The 20,822-nt window shown below is 46.7% G+C and carries 12 protein-coding genes; 8 read left to right on the top strand and 4 right to left on the bottom strand.

The genetic code is table 11. The features are described from left to right. Nucleotides 1-1,543: 1,543 nt before the first annotated feature. From M0L20_RS23610 to M0L20_RS23600, 3 genes are all read left to right on the top strand, one after another. A complete protein-coding gene (locus M0L20_RS23610; protein WP_248479488.1) occupies nucleotides 1,544-2,731 on the top strand; it encodes an MFS transporter in 1,188 nt (395 codons plus the stop codon). A gap of 163 nt (nucleotides 2,732-2,894) precedes the next feature. Continuing rightward, nucleotides 2,895-3,728: an SDR family NAD(P)-dependent oxidoreductase gene (locus M0L20_RS23605; protein WP_248479486.1), complete on the top strand. Its 834-nt coding sequence runs from the start codon at nucleotides 2,895-2,897 to the stop codon at nucleotides 3,726-3,728. 44 nt (nucleotides 3,729-3,772) lie between these two features. Further along, a complete protein-coding gene (locus M0L20_RS23600) occupies nucleotides 3,773-4,687 on the top strand; it encodes a helix-turn-helix domain-containing protein (protein ID WP_248479483.1) in 915 nt (304 codons plus the stop codon). Between the two features lie 101 nt (nucleotides 4,688-4,788). Here M0L20_RS23600 and M0L20_RS23595 read toward each other — a convergent pair whose 3' ends face one another. Beyond that, nucleotides 4,789-7,404 carry an MGH1-like glycoside hydrolase domain-containing protein gene (locus M0L20_RS23595; RefSeq protein ID WP_248479481.1) on the bottom strand — a complete coding sequence of 872 codons (2,616 nt, stop codon included), beginning with the start codon at nucleotides 7,402-7,404 and terminating at the stop codon, nucleotides 4,789-4,791. Nucleotides 7,405-7,454: 50 nt separating this feature from the next. After that, nucleotides 7,455-8,426: a TIGR03885 family FMN-dependent LLM class oxidoreductase gene (locus M0L20_RS23590; RefSeq protein ID WP_248479480.1), complete on the bottom strand. Its 972-nt coding sequence runs from the start codon at nucleotides 8,424-8,426 to the stop codon at nucleotides 7,455-7,457. 482 nt (nucleotides 8,427-8,908) lie between these two features. Between M0L20_RS23590 and M0L20_RS23585 the strand changes: the two genes are divergently transcribed. From M0L20_RS23585 to M0L20_RS23565, 5 genes are all read left to right on the top strand, one after another. Continuing rightward, nucleotides 8,909-9,343 carry a hypothetical protein gene (locus M0L20_RS23585; protein WP_248479479.1) on the top strand — a complete coding sequence of 145 codons (435 nt, stop codon included), beginning with the start codon at nucleotides 8,909-8,911 and terminating at the stop codon, nucleotides 9,341-9,343. A gap of 678 nt (nucleotides 9,344-10,021) precedes the next feature. Then, complete coding sequence (locus M0L20_RS23580; protein WP_248479478.1) at nucleotides 10,022-12,481, top strand: TonB-dependent receptor; 2,460 nt, start codon at nucleotides 10,022-10,024, stop codon at nucleotides 12,479-12,481. A gap of 4 nt (nucleotides 12,482-12,485) precedes the next feature. Further along, nucleotides 12,486-13,934, top strand: coding sequence for an ABC transporter permease (locus M0L20_RS23575; RefSeq protein WP_248479477.1), 1,449 nt, complete (start codon nucleotides 12,486-12,488; stop codon nucleotides 13,932-13,934). A gap of 1 nt (nucleotide 13,935) precedes the next feature. Beyond that, on the top strand, nucleotides 13,936-15,288 hold the full coding sequence (locus tag M0L20_RS23570; RefSeq protein WP_248479476.1) for a DUF3526 domain-containing protein: 1,353 nt from the start codon (nucleotides 13,936-13,938) through the stop codon (nucleotides 15,286-15,288). A 20-nt stretch (nucleotides 15,289-15,308) separates the two neighbouring features. After that, nucleotides 15,309-16,010 carry an ABC transporter ATP-binding protein gene (locus M0L20_RS23565; RefSeq protein WP_248479475.1) on the top strand — a complete coding sequence of 234 codons (702 nt, stop codon included), beginning with the start codon at nucleotides 15,309-15,311 and terminating at the stop codon, nucleotides 16,008-16,010. A gap of 108 nt (nucleotides 16,011-16,118) precedes the next feature. On the opposite strand, the gene M0L20_RS23560 is transcribed toward M0L20_RS23565, so the two are convergent. Further along, complete coding sequence (locus M0L20_RS23560; protein WP_248479474.1) at nucleotides 16,119-17,741, bottom strand: GAF domain-containing hybrid sensor histidine kinase/response regulator; 1,623 nt, start codon at nucleotides 17,739-17,741, stop codon at nucleotides 16,119-16,121. A 619-nt stretch (nucleotides 17,742-18,360) separates the two neighbouring features. Beyond that, complete coding sequence (locus M0L20_RS23555; protein ID WP_248479472.1) at nucleotides 18,361-20,256, bottom strand: YgiQ family radical SAM protein; 1,896 nt, start codon at nucleotides 20,254-20,256, stop codon at nucleotides 18,361-18,363. Nucleotides 20,257-20,822 lie beyond the last annotated feature (566 nt).

Here is a 20,822-nt window from a genome sequence, read left to right as displayed (position 1 = left end):
GAAACAGTAGACAAATGTAAAATGAAAATAATTATAATAAAAAATCGTAGAATTCCACTTTATTAACCGGTGCATAAATGCAAGTTGATGCCTACAACTAAAGTAAACTATTCCTTCATCGGTGAGAAAACATAAACATTCACATGAACATAATCCCATCAGAATAATAATATATAATTGATTGTTTGTGTACAAGTTCAGGTATTTAATTTTCTAGTGTTGAACGTAAAAATTATTTTAAACTATACTTAATTTTCTACACTAGCCCCTAGGTGCAATTTATCTACACAACTGTTTAGTGTCAACACATAAATTATTATTGTCTTTTAATGGACGGTAACCTACTATCTTCAATAATTGTCCACATACATACCAGATATACTTAAACATGAATTTTTGTTTAATATTTTTCGCTATCATATACTCTGTGATTAATAAATGCGTAAGTTATTTATTCAAAAGGATTATACGTAGAAGCTGCTTTAAGTGTCCTACCAGACAAACTTTTAAAGAATAAACCTGTTGTTAATCAGTTGATTATAATTAAAACTTTATTTTCACAACTTTCTCACTGCATTACTATTTCTACACTTTCTATACGTATTGTTAGCTATTTCTCATAACAGTATCTTTTCGACTCTTAAAGCCGTATTTATTCTCTAAAAAATTGTGGAGTTAGCAAAATATACTATCTGGTTCCGAAAAATGGTCTATAACCGGCTATCTAGAACTAAAACAAATAAAAAAGATAACACTGTTTTTTGATCAACAAGCTGCTCAATGAAAATCAATAATTTTTTAATGAGTAGCCAAACAAAACTAAATATTTCATATGATAGCTTTACTGTTTAATGTTGATATTTGACATCTCATTTTTAGTGTATATCTATAAAGTGTCTTAACTTTATTTATTAATAGTAACGGTCAGTATGGAATATTACCTTTATTTAGCGAGTCATTACTTTGCAAAAACAAATTCTTATTTTAAAAATCAAAACGTTATACATATCCAATCTATAGAAATTGATCAATGTCTAACTATTGAAAAAAACTTCTATGTATAAATACAAGGTGGAATACTTATTACTATCAGTCTATCTTTCACAATTCAACTTTTTAACTAGTTTTATACTACCTATTTTACACTTAGCTTAAACTAAGAAAGCTATTTTTAATAATTCATAAATTGATGCACAAATTTAGTATAGCAATCAAACAATTATAAAAGCAAAGTTGGAATTACGCTAGTAAGTTATTTAACTGAAGTTTTTTGCGAGTTTACTTTAGGCAGTAATAGTTCTATCATTATTTCATAGATAAGTAAAACCTGACCGCACGATCTGTCAGCATACGAATTATCGGCTAAAATATGGGACTTCGTACAACGGTAAATAAAGATCAACTTAATTCATCAATAGCCACGAATACTTGGTACTGAAGTATGAATAATTTCTTACAAGGTGACAACACCAGAGTACAAATGCTAAATTAGCGCACTCGTTTTCGACGTTCAGGGTATAAACCCATTTGATTTTATTGCTTCATGAGTGTAGCTACACAACCAGGACAAGTACTTAAGGCACGCTTGGCCACCCAACTGATTTTTCTTGTTTGCGGACTAGGCATGTCCAGTTGGGCGCCAATGGTTCCGTTTGCCAAAGATCGCTTAGGTCTAAATGACGCCAATTTAGGTTTGTTATTACTGCTACTGGGTGGTGGATCCATGCTGATGATGCCCACGTCGGGTTGGCTGGTTGCTCGCCTGGGCAGCCGTACTGTTATGGCTGGTGCGGCACTGGTGATGGCGGTCGCCTTACCCCTACTGGTTATTCTTTCCTCCACGATAGGCATGGCTTTAACGCTGTTTATATTCGGAGAAAGTATTGGCGCTATTGATGTGGCGATGAATGCTCACGGGGTACAAGTGCAGAACCTCTACGGTAAGCCGATTATGTCGTCATTACACGGCTTATTCAGCGTGGGCGGCTTATTGGGTTCGCTGTGTTTAGGCTTTTTGATTAAGCTCGGACTAAACCCCGTCTATGCCGCAACGAGTATTGCCGCGCTGATGATACTTATTACGCTGACGCAATACCAGTCTCTTTTTCCTTTAAAAGTAGAACAACAGGCGATTGCGCATTTCTCGGCTGCCGATGAGAAGCCAACAACCACTAACCAGCGGATGGGTTGGTTAGACAGTCGGGTTATTTTTCTGGGGTTAATGTGTTTTGCCGTTTTTCTGGCCGAAGGAGCTGTTCTTGATTGGAGTGCAATCTTTCTAAGGGATACCAAAGGAATTGAGCCGGAGTTAGCGGGCGTTGGCTACTCGGCCTTTTCGGTTGCCATGGCAACGATGCGTTTGGTCGGTGATCGGCTGGTAGCCCGTCTGAACAGTAGAACGGTTGTGGTCGGAGGTAGCTTGTTGGGAGCCGTGGGTTTGGGCATCGCGGTTTTGAGTCCCTGGATAGCAGGGGCGCTGATCGGCTTTATCCTGCTAGGCTTGGGTGCGGCTAATATTGTACCCGTATTTTTCAGCGAAGCAGGGAGGTTACCTGGTGTCTCGCCAACGGTGAGTTTACCTGCTATTACAACTATTGGCTATACGGGAATGCTGGCAGGTCCGGCTTTGCTAGGTTTTATCGCTCAACAGGCTTCGTTGAGTATTGCATTAGGTTTTATAACCTTGATTTTGTTGCTGGTAGCACTAAGTTATGGCCTGAAAAAAAGCTGAGCCATTACTGCCACAGGTTAATTGTTGGGATAGCTGTTTTCCAGAAGACAGCTATTTTTTATTGAAAGCTAGCCCGACTATGGCTACAACTAACTTCATTTCGGCTACTCTTACGGATTGGAAACAGCGGAACTTTGTCCTGTAATCAAACTCTATCAAAATTATGAATCAGCCGAAAACCTGGTTTGTCACCGGTACCTCCAAGGGAATCGGATTCATGTTAGTCAAAGAGCTATTGCAGGCGGGTCACAACGTGATCGCTACAACGCGCCAACCAGACACTTTACTTGATGCACTGGGTGGCCCTCACGAACACCTGCTGGCTTTGCCCGTAGACCTGTCGAACGAAGCTAGTGTGATAAGCGCTGTTCAGCAGGCTATTGACCGCTTTGGCCGCTTGGATATCGTGATTAACAACGCTGGATATGCTTTGCTTGGTAGCCTCGAAGAAGTGACCGATGAAGAATTTCGTCAATCAATGGATATCAATTTGTTTGGCGCGATCAACGTAATACGCGCTGTGATTCCACCTATGCGCAATCAGAACAACGGGCATGTAATTAATATCTCGTCAAATGCAGGCTATGTCGGCTATGGTAATGCGGGAGCTTACAATGCGGCTAAGTTTGCCTTGATCGGTGTCTCGGAAGCGCTCGCGCTGGAAACTCAACCGTTCGGTATAAAGGTGACAGTAGTCGCGCCGGGTCAGTTCAGAACCAACTTTATGGACAAAGGCTCTATGCAGTTTGCCAAAAACCGGATAGCAGCTTATGAACTCGACAAAGCCGAGCAGCAATGGGGTGAATTCAGCGGCCAACAGGCGGGTGACCCTCAGAAACTCGTCACCATTTTGATGGAGTTAGTCAATCATCCTGCCCCACCCCTGCATTTACTGCTAGGGCCTGATACATACGAGTTAATCCAGACCCATCGCCAGCGCGAAAAAGAAGAGTTTGATGCCTGGAAAACCGTAAGTTTATCGACAAATTTTGATTAAGGTCAAGCTCTACATTAGGTTTTAAACGATTTGTAACTCAACCGATGGCTTCTCCTTATTTCATCCAATCCATTTCCCAGTTGCATCAGCTACTTTGTATCGACAAACCGGATAACCCTCTAGTTAGCGTCATTGACTTTTCTCAAATAACCTGTTTCTCCGACGAGCAGCTACGTAGTGTGATATACAATTTCTATTGCATTGCCTTAAAGAAAAACTTTCAGGGAAAGATGCGATACGGTCAGAACACGTATGATTTTGACGAGGGTGTGATGACGTTCTTTGCACCGGGTCAGGTGGTTACCACCGAGATTGTTGATGACCTTCGCCTGACGGGGTGGTGGTTGGTGATGCACCCTGATTTTGTGCAGGATGCTCCGCTTGCCCGGAAAATTAAAACGTACGATTACTTTTCTTATGCGGTCCACGAAGCATTGCATCTCTCGGCAAAGGAAGAAACCATTCTGGACTTTATTGTGAGTACAATCAAACAGGAAATCGGTGCGGCCATCGACACGTATTCGTATGATATCATTAGCTCACAGATTCAGGTATTGCTTGATTACTGCGCCCGCTATTATAACCGTCAGTTTATCAGCCGTAAGCTTGTCAACAAAACCTTATTGGCGCGATTCGAAGACGCATTGAATCGCTATGTGAACAGCGTGCTATTAGCGGAATCGGGACCACCCTCGGTCCAGTATCTGGCGGATCAACTAGCAATGTCCCCGTCCTACCTGAGCAATATGTTGCGCTCTCTCACGGGGCAAAACGCGCAACAGCATATTCATAACCGCCTGATTGAGAAAGCGAAGGAATTGCTAATCACTACGGAGCTGACCGTTAGCGAGGTAGCCTACTTACTAGGTTTTGCCCATGCTCAATCGTTCAACAAGTTGTTTAAGAATAAAACCCGGCAATCACCGCTTCGCTTTCGTAGTGTGCACCGACTTCATTGACAGACGTAGCCCTATTTTCAGCCATCTGCCTTCTTTTTTGATCAACAAAGACGCCCACACCGGTTGACTGGTGTGGGCGTCAGAATTATCCGGCTTACTTACTACAAACGAGTCACGAGCGCCGTCCATCCCGTCTGGTGGCTCGCCCCTAAGCCACGGGACGTGTCGCCATCGAAATGCTCATAGAACAAGATCAGATCCTTGAAATGCGGGTCCGTCGCATAAATGGTGTCGGTGCCGTGGCACGGACGTTCTCCTTTCTCATTCGGTCGGAACGCATGCCATAGCCGCTTCGACAGAAATGCAGCTGCGTCATTTAGCGTACCTTTGTTATCGCTCCCTGATGGTAAAGCCACCTGTACACGATCACCGTAGTAATTACCGAATTCCTGCAAGGCCCCTACGATGAAGAAATTAAGCGGATACCAGACCGGCCCGCGCCAGTTCGAGTTACCACCGAACATCTTCGTATCCGACTCGCCTGGCGTATAGTGAATTTCGTTTTCTTCTCCGGCAATTTCCATCGTAAATGGCTCTTCGTACACTTTCGACAGCGAACGGATTCCACCCGGTGCGAGTAATTCAGCTTCCGAGAAAAGGAAACCACTAAGTCGTTCTAGCTGATTGGCAGATAACAGCCCGAAAAGAATACAGTCTTTCTCCGGATCTTCGTTGATGACGCAATAGCACGGATTTTCCGAGGGCGGATTTTTAAGATAGTCTTGTACTTTCTGGTAGAACGAAGGTAACGCCGAAGCTGTCTCGTGATCGAGTGTCATGACCGCAAACAAATTAGCCAGCCCGACTAAGGAGCGGAGCGGAATCGGAATTTTTTCACCCTCGGGCATGTGCAACACATCGTAGGTAAATCCGTTGTTGCTTTCCTCATCGTCGTCGTCGATCCACAGCGTCGCTACCCGCTGTAGCGCATTACTAATTCGAATGTAATGATCAAAGTAGTAACAGCTAAGTGGCTCGTAAACGTCGGGATCTTTCTGAGCTAGTTCAACGGCGATACGCATCATGTAAAGCGTATATGTAGCCATCCAGGCAGTAGCATCAGCCTGATCCAACGTTCCTCCGCCCGGTATTTCTTCGTTACGATCAAACAGGCTTATGTTGTCCAGCCCCAAAAAGCCACCCTGAAACAACCCATCTTCTTTTCCGCTCACCTGATTTGTCCACCATTCGTAGTTCGGACGCAGGCGATCAAACATGGTTATCAGGAAGTCGTAATCCTTTTTGTCCGTTAGTTCGCGCTCCCGGCGGTAGAAAAGCCAGCTAATGGCTGCTCGTAAGGGCGGATTGGCCGCTGAGAAATCCCATTCATAGGCCGGCAGGCGCCCATCAGGAGCCTGATACTGAGGATCGGCGTGCAGGTAAAGCTGGTGTTTAGCAAATTCAAGATCAATATCCTCGACGGCAATGGATTGAAACGCCTGATCCCAGGCCGCAAACCAAGGGTACTCCCACTTGTCGGGCATGATCATAATGTGCTCTGCGTTCAGGTGCTGCCAATCGGCGTTACGCCCATTCCAACGTTCGGCAGGTGGAATTGGGTGGCCGGGATCGCCCTCCAGCCAGCGACGTACATTGTAATGGTAATACTGTTTCGACCAGAGTAAACCCGCCCAGGCCTGGCGTTTGATTTGAGCGTCATCGGGCGTGTTGCCTTCGGTAAGCGGTGCGTAAAAATCATCCGCTTCTTTCTTGCGCTCAGCAAAAATGGCGTCGAACTCGTCGTCTAATGATGCATCCGACTGCTGACTTAACCGCAAACAAACCGTTGTCGACTGTCCAGCGTCGAGTGTAAGCCTGTAGACTGGTGCGCATTTCGTACCTGTTGGTTGCTCATCGAACGGCGAAGTCTGTCCTGTGGTTATCGCATCGTGAAAAGCGTCTTTCACGAAAGGTGATTCGTTTTGATTACCGAATACGCGCTCCTGGTTCGTTTCGTTTTCGGTAACCAAGATGGTATCGGTTGGGTGGAAGGTAAGCGTGTACGTTCCCAGGCTTTCGTGCACAGCCCGCAGGTGACTTGCATCAACTTTTTCGATGGTTGGCTTTTGCGTTTCGGGATGAAACGACCACCGATTTCGAAACCACAGCGTAGGCAACAGGTGCAATGTTGCTTCTTTGTCAGCCCGGTTGTGGATTGTCAGGCGAATCAGAATATCATCGGTATCTTTTTTAGCATATTCTACCTCTACGTCGAAATAAGCGCTGTCGTTGAAGATGCCCGTATCCAGTAGTTCAAACTCCCGCTCGGATTGATCACGCTTTGCATTTTCGTCAACGAGCTGATCATAGGGAAAAGCCGTCTGCGGATACTTGTATAACATCCGCATGTAACTATGAGTCGGCGTATTATCCAGGTAGTAATACAATTCTTTTACGTCTTCCCCGTGATTACCCTGCTCGTTAGAAATGCCGAACATCCGTTCTTTCAGGTAAGGGTCCTGACCGTTCCAGAGCGAGAGTGCAAAACAAAGCGTTTGGGTTTCGTCGGATATTCCGCCAAGGCCATCTTCTCCCCAGCGGTATACCCGCATCCGGGCGTGCTCGTGCGGAAAAGCATCCCAGGCTTCTCCTTCAGCCGTATAATCTTCCCGAACAGTTCCCCACTGCCGTTCAGAAAGGTAAGGTCCCCATTTGTACCAGTTTTCTTCTTTAGCCCATTGTCTCGATAATCGTTGTTTCTCCAGGTTGTTATCCATTCGTAAATTGTTGTTTTAGGGGTAATTCGTCGTTGAGTAAGGGGTGTTAATTAATTGACATGCTTAAAAACGTGGGGCAACACATGCGTACCAAAGTCGTCGATGAACGCCTGCTGTTCTAGATTGACATTATGTAACGATAGCTGTTCGAACCCTAGGGATTGGTATTCAAGCAGCCAGTCGACATATTGGTTATGATCAGCTGACACGTGGACGAACTTCTCGACCGCAGCAACGTCAACCATTGATGCCGCATCATCAAAGTAGCTAGGCATCCGTAGTTCAGTCATTACACTATTGGGGAAAACATTGCCGCGCCACTGGTCATAAGCTCCCTGCCGCGCTTGCTCTAAATCGGATGCATAAGAAAGCTGAACCTTGAGAAACATCGGTTTGCCTGATCCTCCACCTTGCCGAAAAGCGTCCACAACCTGTCGCAATTCGTCGATTGGCCGGGATGTTGTAATCAGGGCATCTGCCCAACTACCTACCCATTCGGCAGTTTTACTGGTAACGGCTGCTCCTACAATAAGCGGCTTAATATGGGGGCGTGTGTACAGAAGCGCGTCGTCAACGGTCACCAGGCCACGATGGGTAACCGTCTCGCCGTTCCACAGAGCCCTCATGATATCGACGCACTCTTTCAAGCGCGTATTCCGATCTGCTTTCGAAGGCCAGCGTTCTCCGTTTATGTGTTCGTTCAGGTACTGGCCCGTCCCGACGGCAATCCAGAAACGTTCCGGAAACATATCGGCTAAAGTAGCCGCAGCCTGTGCAATAATAGCCGGATTATAGCGCTGTCCGGGCGCATTGACTACGCCAAAAGACAACGACGTTGCCTGTAGAGCAGCGCCCAGCCAGCTCCAGGCAAAACCACTTTCACCCTGCTTATCACTCCAAGGATGAAAATGGTCAGAGCATGTTCCAGCTGTAAAACCGGCTTGCTCCGCCTGCTGGATGCGAGACAACAACTCGCTTGGCTTAAACTGTTCATGGGAAGCGTGATACCCAATTTTGATCATCTGATTTTAATGGAATTTTAATCAAAAGACCCTGATCAGTTAAAATGTTTTTAGATATGAGTAATTTCAATTAGTCGTGAAAGCAATCAGAAAGCGTTGCTAGGTAATTTGTTTGCTGAAATCAAGCTAATCGAACGCTGTCTAAATGAAGCATTTAAAACCGGTGTCAAAACGTAACTTTTATGGCTATTTCAGCTAAGAAAAGGCCTCATTTTACTAATTGAGGCCATTCCCTGACGTATTATCGCCTTTTAGATCTTCACAGGGAAACGGAAGAAACAGGTCTTAGATAAGCTATGAGTTTGTGATTAGCGACTCGCTAGTAATAGTTTCCTTGTTTGTCGCGCATCATTCGTTTGTCCGCGTGAATAAGTTTAAATACTCATGTGAATTGCTCTTTTAAAAACCTATAGCATCTCAGTAGCAGTATTTTTAAATGCTTTATACGTTTTGAAAAGACAAGCTATAAAAGCACGTACGTTATGAGAACTTCACTATTTTCATCGCTTTGTTTTTCTGTTTGTTTACTCCTTAGTGGTGCCTGCCAGCAAGATAAACAGGTATCGGCCTGCACATATGCTCACCAGGTAACGATTGATCCTGAGTGTTATACCGGAAACGGTTTGAGACTAACAGCTACTGACTATGGCAATATACCTGACGGTTTTGAGTGGAACGTTATTGCGTTGAAAGACACCTCAGAAAGTTGGGGATGGACTCCTAAAGATGAAAAGATCATCATGACCGGGCTCGACACGTTTACGATACCGGATAGCTTAGTCAGTAATTATGAAGGGTTAATCATCAAGGTAGCGACAAATTGCCAGGGCCAACTAAAACACTCGAAATACTACGGTCTAACGAAAACTAGTTCGACAACTGGAAACTGTACTATCTGGCGAGTGCGAACCAACTAAATAGCGTATACTTTCTAAATTGCTCATCTCCGTTTACAACCCTACTGCTCACTACTTTCTGCAGATATAAGTCAATACAGGCTGAGCCGGAAACGTCTGTAATGTCGTAATTTGTTTACCATCTAACACAGCCCTTTACTTCTCATCGGGCTCACGGCTTTCTTTGATCAATCATCCAGGTTTTCTTCTGTTTCAGCTCCAACAGCCGCACCATCAGACGTGCTCCTTTAGCTTTATCCGACAGCTTAGCCGTTGAACGAACCGCAAGGCTCACCAGCAGTGCCTAAACCACTCAGGTTTACATTTCCCGCTAGCTATTCGCGTGCGTATAGGGACTTCATAGCCTGTATTGATGCAACTAAGCTGCAAAAAAAGGCCAGACTTATTGATATTGTTAAGTTTTTAACTCATTTTTGCAACATTGTTGCATATTTGATAATCGTTGCCGTTTTATGACTCCATTGCATATCCAATCCTGCTTGTAAATCAGGATTGGGAAAGAGTTGCCATTACAGGATCTAGTACTTCATTCGTTAACGGGCAATTCGTCAACCAGCCAAAACGCTTTCACCCCTAGAAAGCTATCTAGTCCACATTTCCAACAGCTGCATTTGTTGAAGCGTGTAGAAGCCTCTGTCAACACCATTCGGCTCACTTTTTTAATCGCCATTTGCTCCCATGAAACTCTATTACATGAAGCACTTATTTACCTTATTTTTCCTAATAACCCTAGGATGCGTTCAGGCACAAACCATCACGGGTAGTGTGACGGATGCCGTTACGGAGCAAGCTATCGTCGGTGCCACGGTTCGCTGGTTAAATTCGCAAACCGGAACGGTTACTGACTCCGCCGGACGGTTTAGTCTGTCGGGGCAAGGTATGCTACAAGTGTCGTTTGTTGGCTACCAAACGCTCACTGTCAGAGCCCGAGAACGATTTTTTACGGTAGCCTTGATTCCAGATACCAAAGAGCTGCAAACCGTTGAAGTGGTGGGCCGAGTAGCCAAAGACTACAACAGCGAATACTCATTTTCGGCGACAAAAATTGCGGCACTCAATAAACACATTCCACAGTCAATCAGTACGGTAACGAAAGAATTGATTGCCGACCGGCAGGCGTTTCAGCTGGCCGACGCCGTCAAACTGGTTAGTGGGGTCATTCCATCGAGTTACTACAACCAGTACGCAATCCGTGGCATTAGCCAAAACGAAGAAGGTCAGATTATCAATGGCATGCGTACACGCCAGTACTATTTTCTTCAACCACTAACGGCCAACATCGAACGGGTGGAGGTGCTGAAAGGACCCGCTTCAGCGTCATTTTCGTCGGTCGATCCGGGAGGCAGTATCAACCTCGTCACGAAAAAACCCTTGGCAGTTCGTCGGAACGAAGTAAGTTTAAGCGTGGGCAGCTTTAGTACGCTACGGGGAACACTTGATTTTACGGGTCCGCTCAACGACAAGAAAACGCTGTTGTATCGGTTAAACGGAGCGTATCAGCAAGCCCGCAGCTATCGCGATCTGGTCGGCAACCAATCCTTTTTGCTGTCGCCGTCTTTTTCCTACATCCCCAATACCAAAACCGCCCTCAATGCTGAACTCATTTACAGCAACATGAATGGGAACCTGGACCGGGGGCAACCTATTTTCGGAGCGGTAGCGGGAGTAACAGATTTAAATAGTACGCCAATCAGTCTGAATCTAGGCGCACCGAACGATTTCTTTCGCTCGAAAGAATTGATCATGATGGGAAATCTGGCGCATAAGTTCAACGACCGGATCAGTCTGAACATGGCTTATATGAAACAGACCTGGACCGAAAATTTGCAGGAACACCGTACGACCAATGCATTTGGCGTTGATCTTACGGGGCAACCCGTTCAGTCGCTGGCGGCCATGCAGTTTGTGCAACGTCAGCAATATTGGAACGTCGACAACCTGAGCAGTTATCTCAATTTTGATGGGAATACAGGTGCGATCCAACACAAGCTATTGATTGGCTATGATCTGAATCGCTGGCAAAAGCTAAAAGGAGGTGGACAGAACGCTGCGCGGGGTTATCTGCTGAAAGACGAGTCGGTAGCGGCTTCGTTCGTTGTAGCCAACGCAGCCAATTATCAGACCCAGACCGTCGCGGGTGTCACCATACCGAAACCGAACGTCCCACATTTTGATTTAGCCAATCCGACCTACACCATTCGGAACGTCGAGGATTATGTGCTCAACGTTCGGACGGCGCTGCAACCCGCCTTGACGACAACCAAAGCAATCTATATTCAGGATCAATTGACCTGGCATAACCTGATTCTTTTGCTGGGACTGCGCCAGGAATGGTATGAAGATATTACCAATTTTAACGCCCCGAATCCGATTACGGTCAACAAGTCTGCCTTGCTACCCCGGTTGGGCATCACCTACGCCCTGACACCTCAAGTAAACGTATATGGCACGTATTTACGAGGCTACCAACCCCAATCGAACACAGTAACGTTGTTACCCGTTGCCGCTCCGACTGGCAGCACGTTCGATCCGCTGGAGAGTGATTTAAAAGAAGTGGGTCTTAAAGCCGATTTGTTTGGAAATCGGGTTCATGTTACCTCGGCGATTTACGAGATCAACCAGCGGAACCTGCTGATGAATGCCAATGATCCAGCCAATCCAGACCTGTTGGTTACCAGGGGCGCTGAACGAAGCCGGGGCTTTGAACTCGATCTTGCCGGTTATCTGACACCCAACTGGCAAATCAATGCCTCGTACAGTTTTATTGATGCCATTATTGTCAACGATCGGGAAGCTTCACTGATTGGGGCTCGCAAGCAAAACACACCCCGACACAGTGGTAACCTGTGGACCCGCTATAACTTTTCCTCCAACTCCGCACTGAGCGATCTGGGCGTTGGGCTTGGCGTTCAGTACAGCGACAGCAAGATTCCCTGGTTTTCGAGGGCGTTCGAGGTCCCTGCTTACACGCTGCTCGATATGGCCGTCTATTACACACCCCAGCGAAGTAACGTTCAGGTTGCGCTCAACGTCAACAATTTAACCAACAGGACGTACTGGATCGGCGCTCAGAATTACCTGCGCCTGTTCCCAGGAGCTCCGCGTACGACAATGTTAACCCTGACTTACCGCTTTTGATACGATGCGTCTACGGAAAGAACGACTGATTGCCGGGCAAGTGTGGGATACCGTGTTTACAAACCGGATTGTCCCTTACCTGGGCTTGTTTGTAGGACTGCTGATTACGTACGCAGCTTATTCGGGGTGGGTTAGTTTTCGCCAGCAAAACCAACTACGGGCCGCTTATCAACAGCAGGCACGGCAGGATTGGCTAAGCAATCCCGATAAGCACCCCCACCGCATGGCGCACTACGGCCACTTTGTTTTTAGACCGAAAGCCCCATTGAGTATGTTCGATGGAGGCATGGAAAGCTTTCTGGGCAGCACTCTGTTTCTGGAAGCGCACAAGCAGAATTCGGTCAACTTCTCCGAAGCAGGTTTTTCAACTGGACTGCTGCGCTTTGGGGAGATTAGTCTGGCCATGATTCTTCAATTGTTACTTCCCCTGCTCATTTTCTTTGTGGGTTTTAGCAGTGTCGCTTCAGAACGAGACAACGGCACGCTAAAGATCGTTTTGAGTCAGGGGGTAAGCGGACAGGCACTCCTTGTCGGCAAAAGCCTTGGTCTGATAGGCGTCATGTCAACTCTGTTTATTCCGGTCATGCTGGCAACGGTGGCGCTGTGGTTAATAGCGCAGAGCGGCTCGGTAACGCTGGATGAAGCCATCCGGCTCGGGTTACTTATCGTTGCCTACTTCGTATACCTGACGTTTTTCTGCCTAATAGCAGTTCTCGTTTCGGCGCGTAGCCGATCAGCAAAAGCCGCTTTAGTCACGCTGATTGGTCTATGGCTGATGTTGACACTGGTGTTGCCCCGAGCTTCACAAGCGTTGGGAGCTACCTTGTTTGCCGCCCCTTCAAAGGTGGCTTTCTTCGACAAGGTTGGCGAGGATGTGCACAAAGAAGGGAATAGTCATAACCCCAACGATCCGCACTATAAAGCCCTTAAAGATTCGCTGCTGGCTGCGTATCGAGTTGACTCCGTTCAGCAGCTACCATTTAATTACAGTGGCTTTGTAATGGCCGAGGGCGAAAAAATCAGTGCTACTATTTACAACCAGCACTTCGACGAACTATTGACTATCTACGACCAACAGAACGAATTTTCGCGGGCTGTAGCCTTTCTGGACCCCTTCATGGCAATCAGAAACCTCTCGATGGCACTGTCGGGTACCGACTACGCCAACTATCTCGACTTTGGACAGCAGGCCGAGCAATACCGGTACGATATGGCTCAGAAACTCAATGCCTTGCAAATGAAATACGTCAGCAATTACAAACCCGGCCCTGGCGATCCCCCGATTACCATCGACAACAAGCATTGGGAAGAAATTCCTGAATTTCACTACACTAAAATGAGTGTTCGCTCGGTGCTGGCCAATGAACCGATTTCTCTCTTTGCGCTAGCTTTCTGGGCGTTTGTCCTGCTTTATCTCGTGCATCACCAGTCAAAAAATCTACGCGTCGTTTAAGATGATCTCACTAGCGTTTAAGCAGTTTATTCGAACAGGAGGAGTTCGGATCGGCCTGTCCTTTCTGCTCATCGCGGGCATAGCCAGTTTGCTGGTCGGTCGGCAATTTGTGCTTCGGCAAAATCAGGCTATCGCCGATGTGCAGGCTTTTCAACAGAAAGACTTTGTGCAAAAGGCGGCACTGCACCACGATGATTTGGGGTTGTTGCTGTATTATCTGAAATTTTCCCTGATCAACGAAACATCGCCACTGGCAGGACTGTCCATTGGTCAACGCGACGTAAACGCGTCGGTGCAGAGTGTGACGATTCGGGCGCTGGAAGGCCAGAAATACGACGCCGACCTGAACAACCCTCTGAATCTGCTGCTGGGTAACCTCGATTTTAGTTTTGTGCTAATCTATCTGTTTCCCCTGTTGATCATTGCCTTTACGTATAACCTAATCTCAGAGGAGCGGGAAAGTGGTACCTGGAAGTTGGTAGCGGTCCAGAGCCAAAAACTGTTTACCGTTGTTTTACAGCTTTTTGCCATCCGAGCGTTGCCCCTGCTTGGCGTATTGCTTGTCATCCTGCTGCTGGCCATCCCGATACTGGGTATCTCTTTCGATACTGCTTTTGTGGTCTTGGTAGCTACCTCAGTGCTGTATGGGCTATTCTGGTTTAGCGTTAGTTTTTGGGTCGCTTCGCAGAAACAGACTTCCGCCGTCAGTGCCATGCTGCTGCTTGGTATCTGGCTGAGTCTCGTCATTTTACTACCAGCGTTGATCAACACCTACCTGGAGAATCGCTATCCGGTTCCTGAAGCCTTGGCAACTACGCTGAAACAGCGAAAAGGATACCACGAAAAATGGGACTTGGACAAAAAAACGACGCTGGAAGCCTTCTATACGCATTACCCACAATTCAGGAAACTTCCCACTGCGGTCATGGAAACGGATTGGCGTTGGTATTATGCGATGCAGCAACTCGGTGATGACGAGTCGGCACGGGAGTCGGGCGAATTACGGGCGAAACTACAACAGCGGGACAACGCCAGCCGAGTTATTGCTCAGTTTGTTCCTACGCTTCACACGCAGCTTCAACTCAACGAGCTAGCCCGTACAGGATTGGGTAACCAGCTACGGTTTCTGGATCACACCACCCGCTTCCACGAAAAGCTACGGCTTTATTTTTACCCCAAAATATTCACTAATGCTCCGGTGAAAGCCGAACGATGGACGGACTTTCCGGAGGAAACCTTTTCTGATTCAGAGCCAATCCGGCCCGCAATCATTCTCGGGCCCTTGCTATTATTTACTGCTCTGCTGGCCACTTTAGGCTGGCGGAATTACAGAAAAACCTTGTACAGCCTTTAATCTTCTAATACGTTACTACTATGCTGCAAGCCATTGATCTCACCAAACGCTACGCCCCCGAAGCTCCCCCCTCCCTGAATGCATTGAACTTAACGGTCAACGCGGGCGAAATTTTTTGTCTGCTGGGTCAGAACGGAGCCGGTAAAACCACCACCATCAATCTGTTTCTGGGCTTTATTCAACCCACATCAGGAAAAGCTACGATCAATGGGCTAACCGTAGCCAATCATCCGAAGGAAACCAAAAAATTTCTAGCCTACCTACCCGAAACGGTCATGTTGTACCCGAACCTGACGGGCTTGGAAAATCTACAATTCTTCTCCAAACTGGCTGGCTTTTCCTACAAGCTTGATGAGTTGACCTTGATTTTAGCGGAGGCTGGACTGCAAACCGAAGCCCACGCTAAACGGGTTGGCTCCTATTCAAAAGGTATGCGCCAGAAAGTAGGCATTGCCATTGCCCTGGCTAAACAAGCAAAGGTCTTGTTGCTTGACGAGCCGACAAGCGGCCTTGATCCGAAAGCTTCGAACGAATTTTCGGATTTACTATTGAAACTAAGTGACAAAGGAACGGCCATTCTGATGGCTACCCACGATATTTTTCGTTCCAAAGAAGTTGGTACGCGCATTGGTATCATGCGAGCGGGGCACCTGGTCGAAACGTTACCAGCCGCCGACCTGACGGCGAATGAACTCGAAGCAATTTATCTACAGACCGTATAACGACACCTGACTGTATCATTACAGGTTTATGCTACGGACAGATCGCTATACCATTTTCTAAGCCTGTTTTGGCTAATATCAGGAAAAGCTTAATCAGGCGGTGCCTAATTAAGCCAATTCGGTCAGCGTGTGCATCAGTTCGTGGGGTAAAAAGGGTTTTCGCAAAAACGAATGAAACCCGGACGCTTTTACCCGTTCCATTGTTTCAACACTATCGTCAGCGGACAAAGCGATAATGGGGATTCCAGGCTGCACGGTCTGTAAGCGCTGGGCTAGCTCATAACCGTCCAGTTCGGGCATGTACAAGTCTAGCAGCATGGCCCGGTACGAAGTCGTTTTGGCCGCTTCCAGCGCATCGAGCGGTGAGTTAAACGTATCTACCCGACCACCATTTTTGCCGATAAAGTGTGATAGCACCTTTGTATTCAATGGATTGTCGTCGACCGCTAGAAATAAGTCTTCTGCGCTGAGCAATGCGCCATTCGGTTTAATTGCTACAGCTTCGGCAATCGGTAATACCAACGAAAACCCAAACGTTGACCCTTTTCCTTCCTGGCTGCGTACTTCCAGCTTACTGCCCATCATTTCCAACAACTGGCGTGTTATCGCTAAACCAAGCCCCGTACCACCGTAAAGCCGGGTAGTTTCGGCGGAAACCTGCGTGTACTCGTTGAACAACATAGACAATGATGCCTCCGGTATACCAATCCCGGTATCGGTGACTTCTAGTCTTAGGCTTACTTCCGAAGAGCTGATCGATTCGACCTGCACCGCTATGCGCACCTCACCCACTTTTGTAAACTTGAGGGCGTTGTTTACCAGATTCAACAAAACCTGCAACAAACGAGTCGCGTCGCCTTCCAGCCGGTTTGGTAATTTGGGATCAATCTGGGTAACCAACTGAAGATTTTTCTGCTGTGCCTGCCAGGACTGCATCTCGACTGCCTGCTGAATCAGCTCTTGCAGCGAAAATGGCATCTTCTCCAAAGCAAGTTTACCCGCCTGTAATTTGCTGTAATCCAGAATGTTGTTGACGAGCCGAACGAGTGTGCGCCCGGTCGTCTGTAGACGCTGAAGCCCCCCTTGCTGATCTGTCCGGGGTTGCTGATCCAGCAGTATTTGCGTATGCCCTTCTAACGCATGCAGGGGAGTCCGGATTTCATGACTCAATGTTGCTAGCAAATGCGCCTTTTGACGAGCCAGCTCCTCCGCTTCTGCACGCGCCCGACTAAGTTGATTGTTTGTCCGGCGTAACTCCATCAGCAACATGACCTGATCGGCTAAGGCCAGCATCGCCATTTGTTGGGATGGACTCAGCTTGCGGGGTTGGTGATCGATGACGCAAATAGACCCAATAGCCATCCCCTCGGCTGAGAGTAGCGGAATACCCACATAAAAAATAATGTTTGGCTGACCAATAACGGCTGGATTATCGAAAAAACGGTTGTCTTTCGTTGTGTCTTCCACTACCAATGGATGCACGTTTGTAATGGTATGCGCGCAAAGTGAAATTTCCCGTGGAATATTTTCAACCCCCAGCCCGTGAAACGATTTGACCCACTGCCGCTCCCGGTCAATAAAGCTAACCATAGCAATGGGCGTTTGACAGAGTTGAGAGGCAATATGAGAAACACGGTCGTATTCGATTTCTGGGGCAGTATCCAGTAAATTATATTGGTATAACGACTCTAACCGTTTGGTTTCATTGACAGGAATAGGCGCAACTAACATACGAAGTAGATTATTAAGTACAATTACACATGAAAGGTAAGCAATATTTGCTTATCTACTTCCTGCTACATTGGTTAATATTTAGTATACCATCGCTACAACATTTTCAACAAAGGTGCTTGCGTTGTAACGTATATATAGTTAATTACTCAAATATCAATAATAAAGTTATTAGTACGCAAAGAACGATAAAAATTAATACATATAGCAACCTGTGAGCCGCTTAATATAAGGTACACATTTACAATATCTTATAGTACCACAACTAAATTTATAGGGCGATCTATGTACTAGGTGAACTTAGCTTATTTTAAAGCGCTATCCTCCTTTTGCGCCCTAACGTTTTCAGAGCAAAACATTTGTTTAACGCCTGATAGACCAAGCCTCATTTTTACTATTCATATACTTAATTACTGAGTAAAATTACCCAATGGTCCGCTAATAAGCTACGCTGGATGATGATACAACTCCGTTTTCACTTACCTGTTTATCAGGTACTAACGGCAAAGACCAGCCGGTTTTAGGAATGCCTTCAGCAAAAATCCAAAAACAGAAATACCATCCTTCTTGCCGTATACACAAGCGAAAAAGGATGGTACTCAAGACTGCAAACGCTCTTTTACCGCTTCTTTTTACCGAAATAGCTTCCTTGATTTTTCGGCTTACCTGTGTTTTCTTTTTTTGGACTACCCAGCAACCGCTCCACCAAGTCTGGACGTTTCAGCTTATTGAGCCGATTCCGAATCCAGTCTTTGTGTTCAGACTTGTACCAGAAGAAATACCGGTTTTGCGATAGCTTTTCCTCACGCGTTTTCGCCGTTTTAACGGGTTTCAGCGTGTATGGGTGAACGCCAGAGTAATAGATTACTTCGGCCACCGTCATGGGCGTCGGCGTAAAATCCTGTACCTGTTCCAGCTGAAAACCGAGATCTTTGGTTTCGGCAGCCAGGTTTGCCATATCCTGTTCCTCACAGCCGGGGTGCGACGAAATGAAATAAGGAATCAGCGGCTGTTTGAGGTTGTGCTTTTCCTGAATTCGGTCGTACTTCTGCTTGAACAGCTTAAAATATTTGAACGATGGCTTCCGCATGATGCGCAGTGTATCGTCCGCCGTATGTTCCGGAGCAACCTTCAACCGACCCGAGACATGGCGCGTGGTGAGCTGTTCCATGTACTCATCGTGGTTACCGTCTTCATTATTTTTATTGAAGTCGTCAACCAACAGATCGTACCGCACGCCCGAACCGACAAAGGCTTTCTTAATGGCTGGATTAGCGTCAACTTTGCGGTACAACTCAGTTAACGGCTTGTGCGATGTATCGAGGTTCGAGCAGATAACCGGGTGAATACAACTTGGACTCTGACAGCGGGCGCAGATCGATTCGTCTTTGCCCTTCATCTTGTACATGTTGGCCGACGGACCGCCTAAGTCGGAAATGTAGCCTTTGAATTCCGGGTGTTTCGTGATCTCGTCTACTTCTTTCAGAACCGACTTTTCGCTTCGGGACGCGATGAACTTGCCCTGATGTGCAGAAATCGTGCAGAAACTACAACCGCCGAAACAGCCCCGGTGCATATTGACCGAGAACTTGATCATCTCGTACGCTGGAATCGTTCCCCGCTTTTTGTATTTCGGGTGCGGCAGACGCGTATAAGGCAGGTCAAACGATTTATCAATTTCAACCTCGTCCATTGTTTTGAACGGCGGGTTGATCACCAGCACTTGGTTACCTACTTGTTGTATGATCCGGTTGGCTTGCCACTTATTTGATTCTACTTCAACAATCTTGAAGTTAGCTGCGTACTTTATCTTGTCCCGCAGGCATTCTTCATGGCTCGTCAACTCAACCGTATTCCAGCTATTGTAATCGCGTAATTCCGTGCGGTTATCGTGCAGATAAGCTACCTGATTGACGTTCCGCATGGAGGAAAAGGGGACGCCTTTCTGTACCAGCTTCAGGATCTCGCGCAGGGGTTGCTCACCCATACCATACACCAGCATATCCGCTCCGGCATCGACCAGGATAGACGGCATCAGCTTATCCTGCCAGTAGTCGTAATGCGTCACCCGACGAAGGGACGCTTCGATACCACCGAGTAAAACAGGAACATCGGGGTACAGTTTCTTTAAGATATTGGTATAAACAATCGTGGCGTAATCAGGACGGAAGCCCGCTTCGCCACCGGGCGTATAAGAATCGTTCGAACGCAGTCGCTTATTGGCCGTGTAATGGTTAACCATCGAATCCATACAGCCCGCCGTGACACCAAAGAAATACTTGGGACGGCCAAATTTTTTGAAGTCGCGAAGATCGTCCTTCCAGTTAGGCTGAGCAATAACAGCCACGCGAAAGCCTTCGCTTTCCATGATGCGCCCAATCACAGCGGTTCCAAAAGCAGGATGGTCTACATAAGCATCCCCTGATACCAGCACAATATCAACTTCATCCCAGCCTCTTTTCTCGACTTCTTTCATTGTCAGAGGCAACCAATCTGTAAGGGGTCTTTCAATCATGAGTACGTGAAACTATCTCCTCAGAAAACGTAGATTCTACGAAATAATTCAATGATCTATAATGAATTGTGATTATTCCCGGCAGTTATCTTGATTGTCAGAGCGATGTTCTAAAACATCCGTATAGAAACCAACAACGAACCTACTGGCTCACGCACTGAAAGACAAAGCCATTGGCCCTTGATTCAGTTGCGTTGAAATAAGCATGGCTCTACCCAAAAATAGCTTCTATGAGGTAGTCCGATTTAGCAGCACACTGAATTTGTCCGATGTGTGTAATGCTGCTGTTCGAGCTGGTCAGAACTTTTGTAGCCCAGCGACGACCGAACTGCCGGAGCAGTTTAGTAGGAAAATTATCGAACTGGTTTCTGGCTCAAGCTGATTTAAAACTCAAGCGTCCGGGCATGTTAGGCTACACAATTAGTTTTCGGATTTACGAGTCATATTACAACAAAGTCACGGACAAGTAAAAGGCATTAGCGGGTATTATCACGCTAGTTCATCCAAGCGAGCTTTATCAGCAAAGCGCCTACGGTCGACTATGAACCGAAAGCTTCGAACGGGAC

The sequence above is a fragment of the Spirosoma liriopis genome, assembly GCF_023196085.1.
GTDB lineage: Bacteria > Bacteroidota > Bacteroidia > Cytophagales > Spirosomataceae > Spirosoma > Spirosoma oryzicola.
The sequence above is the reverse complement of the archived record's forward strand: the minus strand, read 5'-3'. Positions and strand labels throughout refer to the sequence as shown.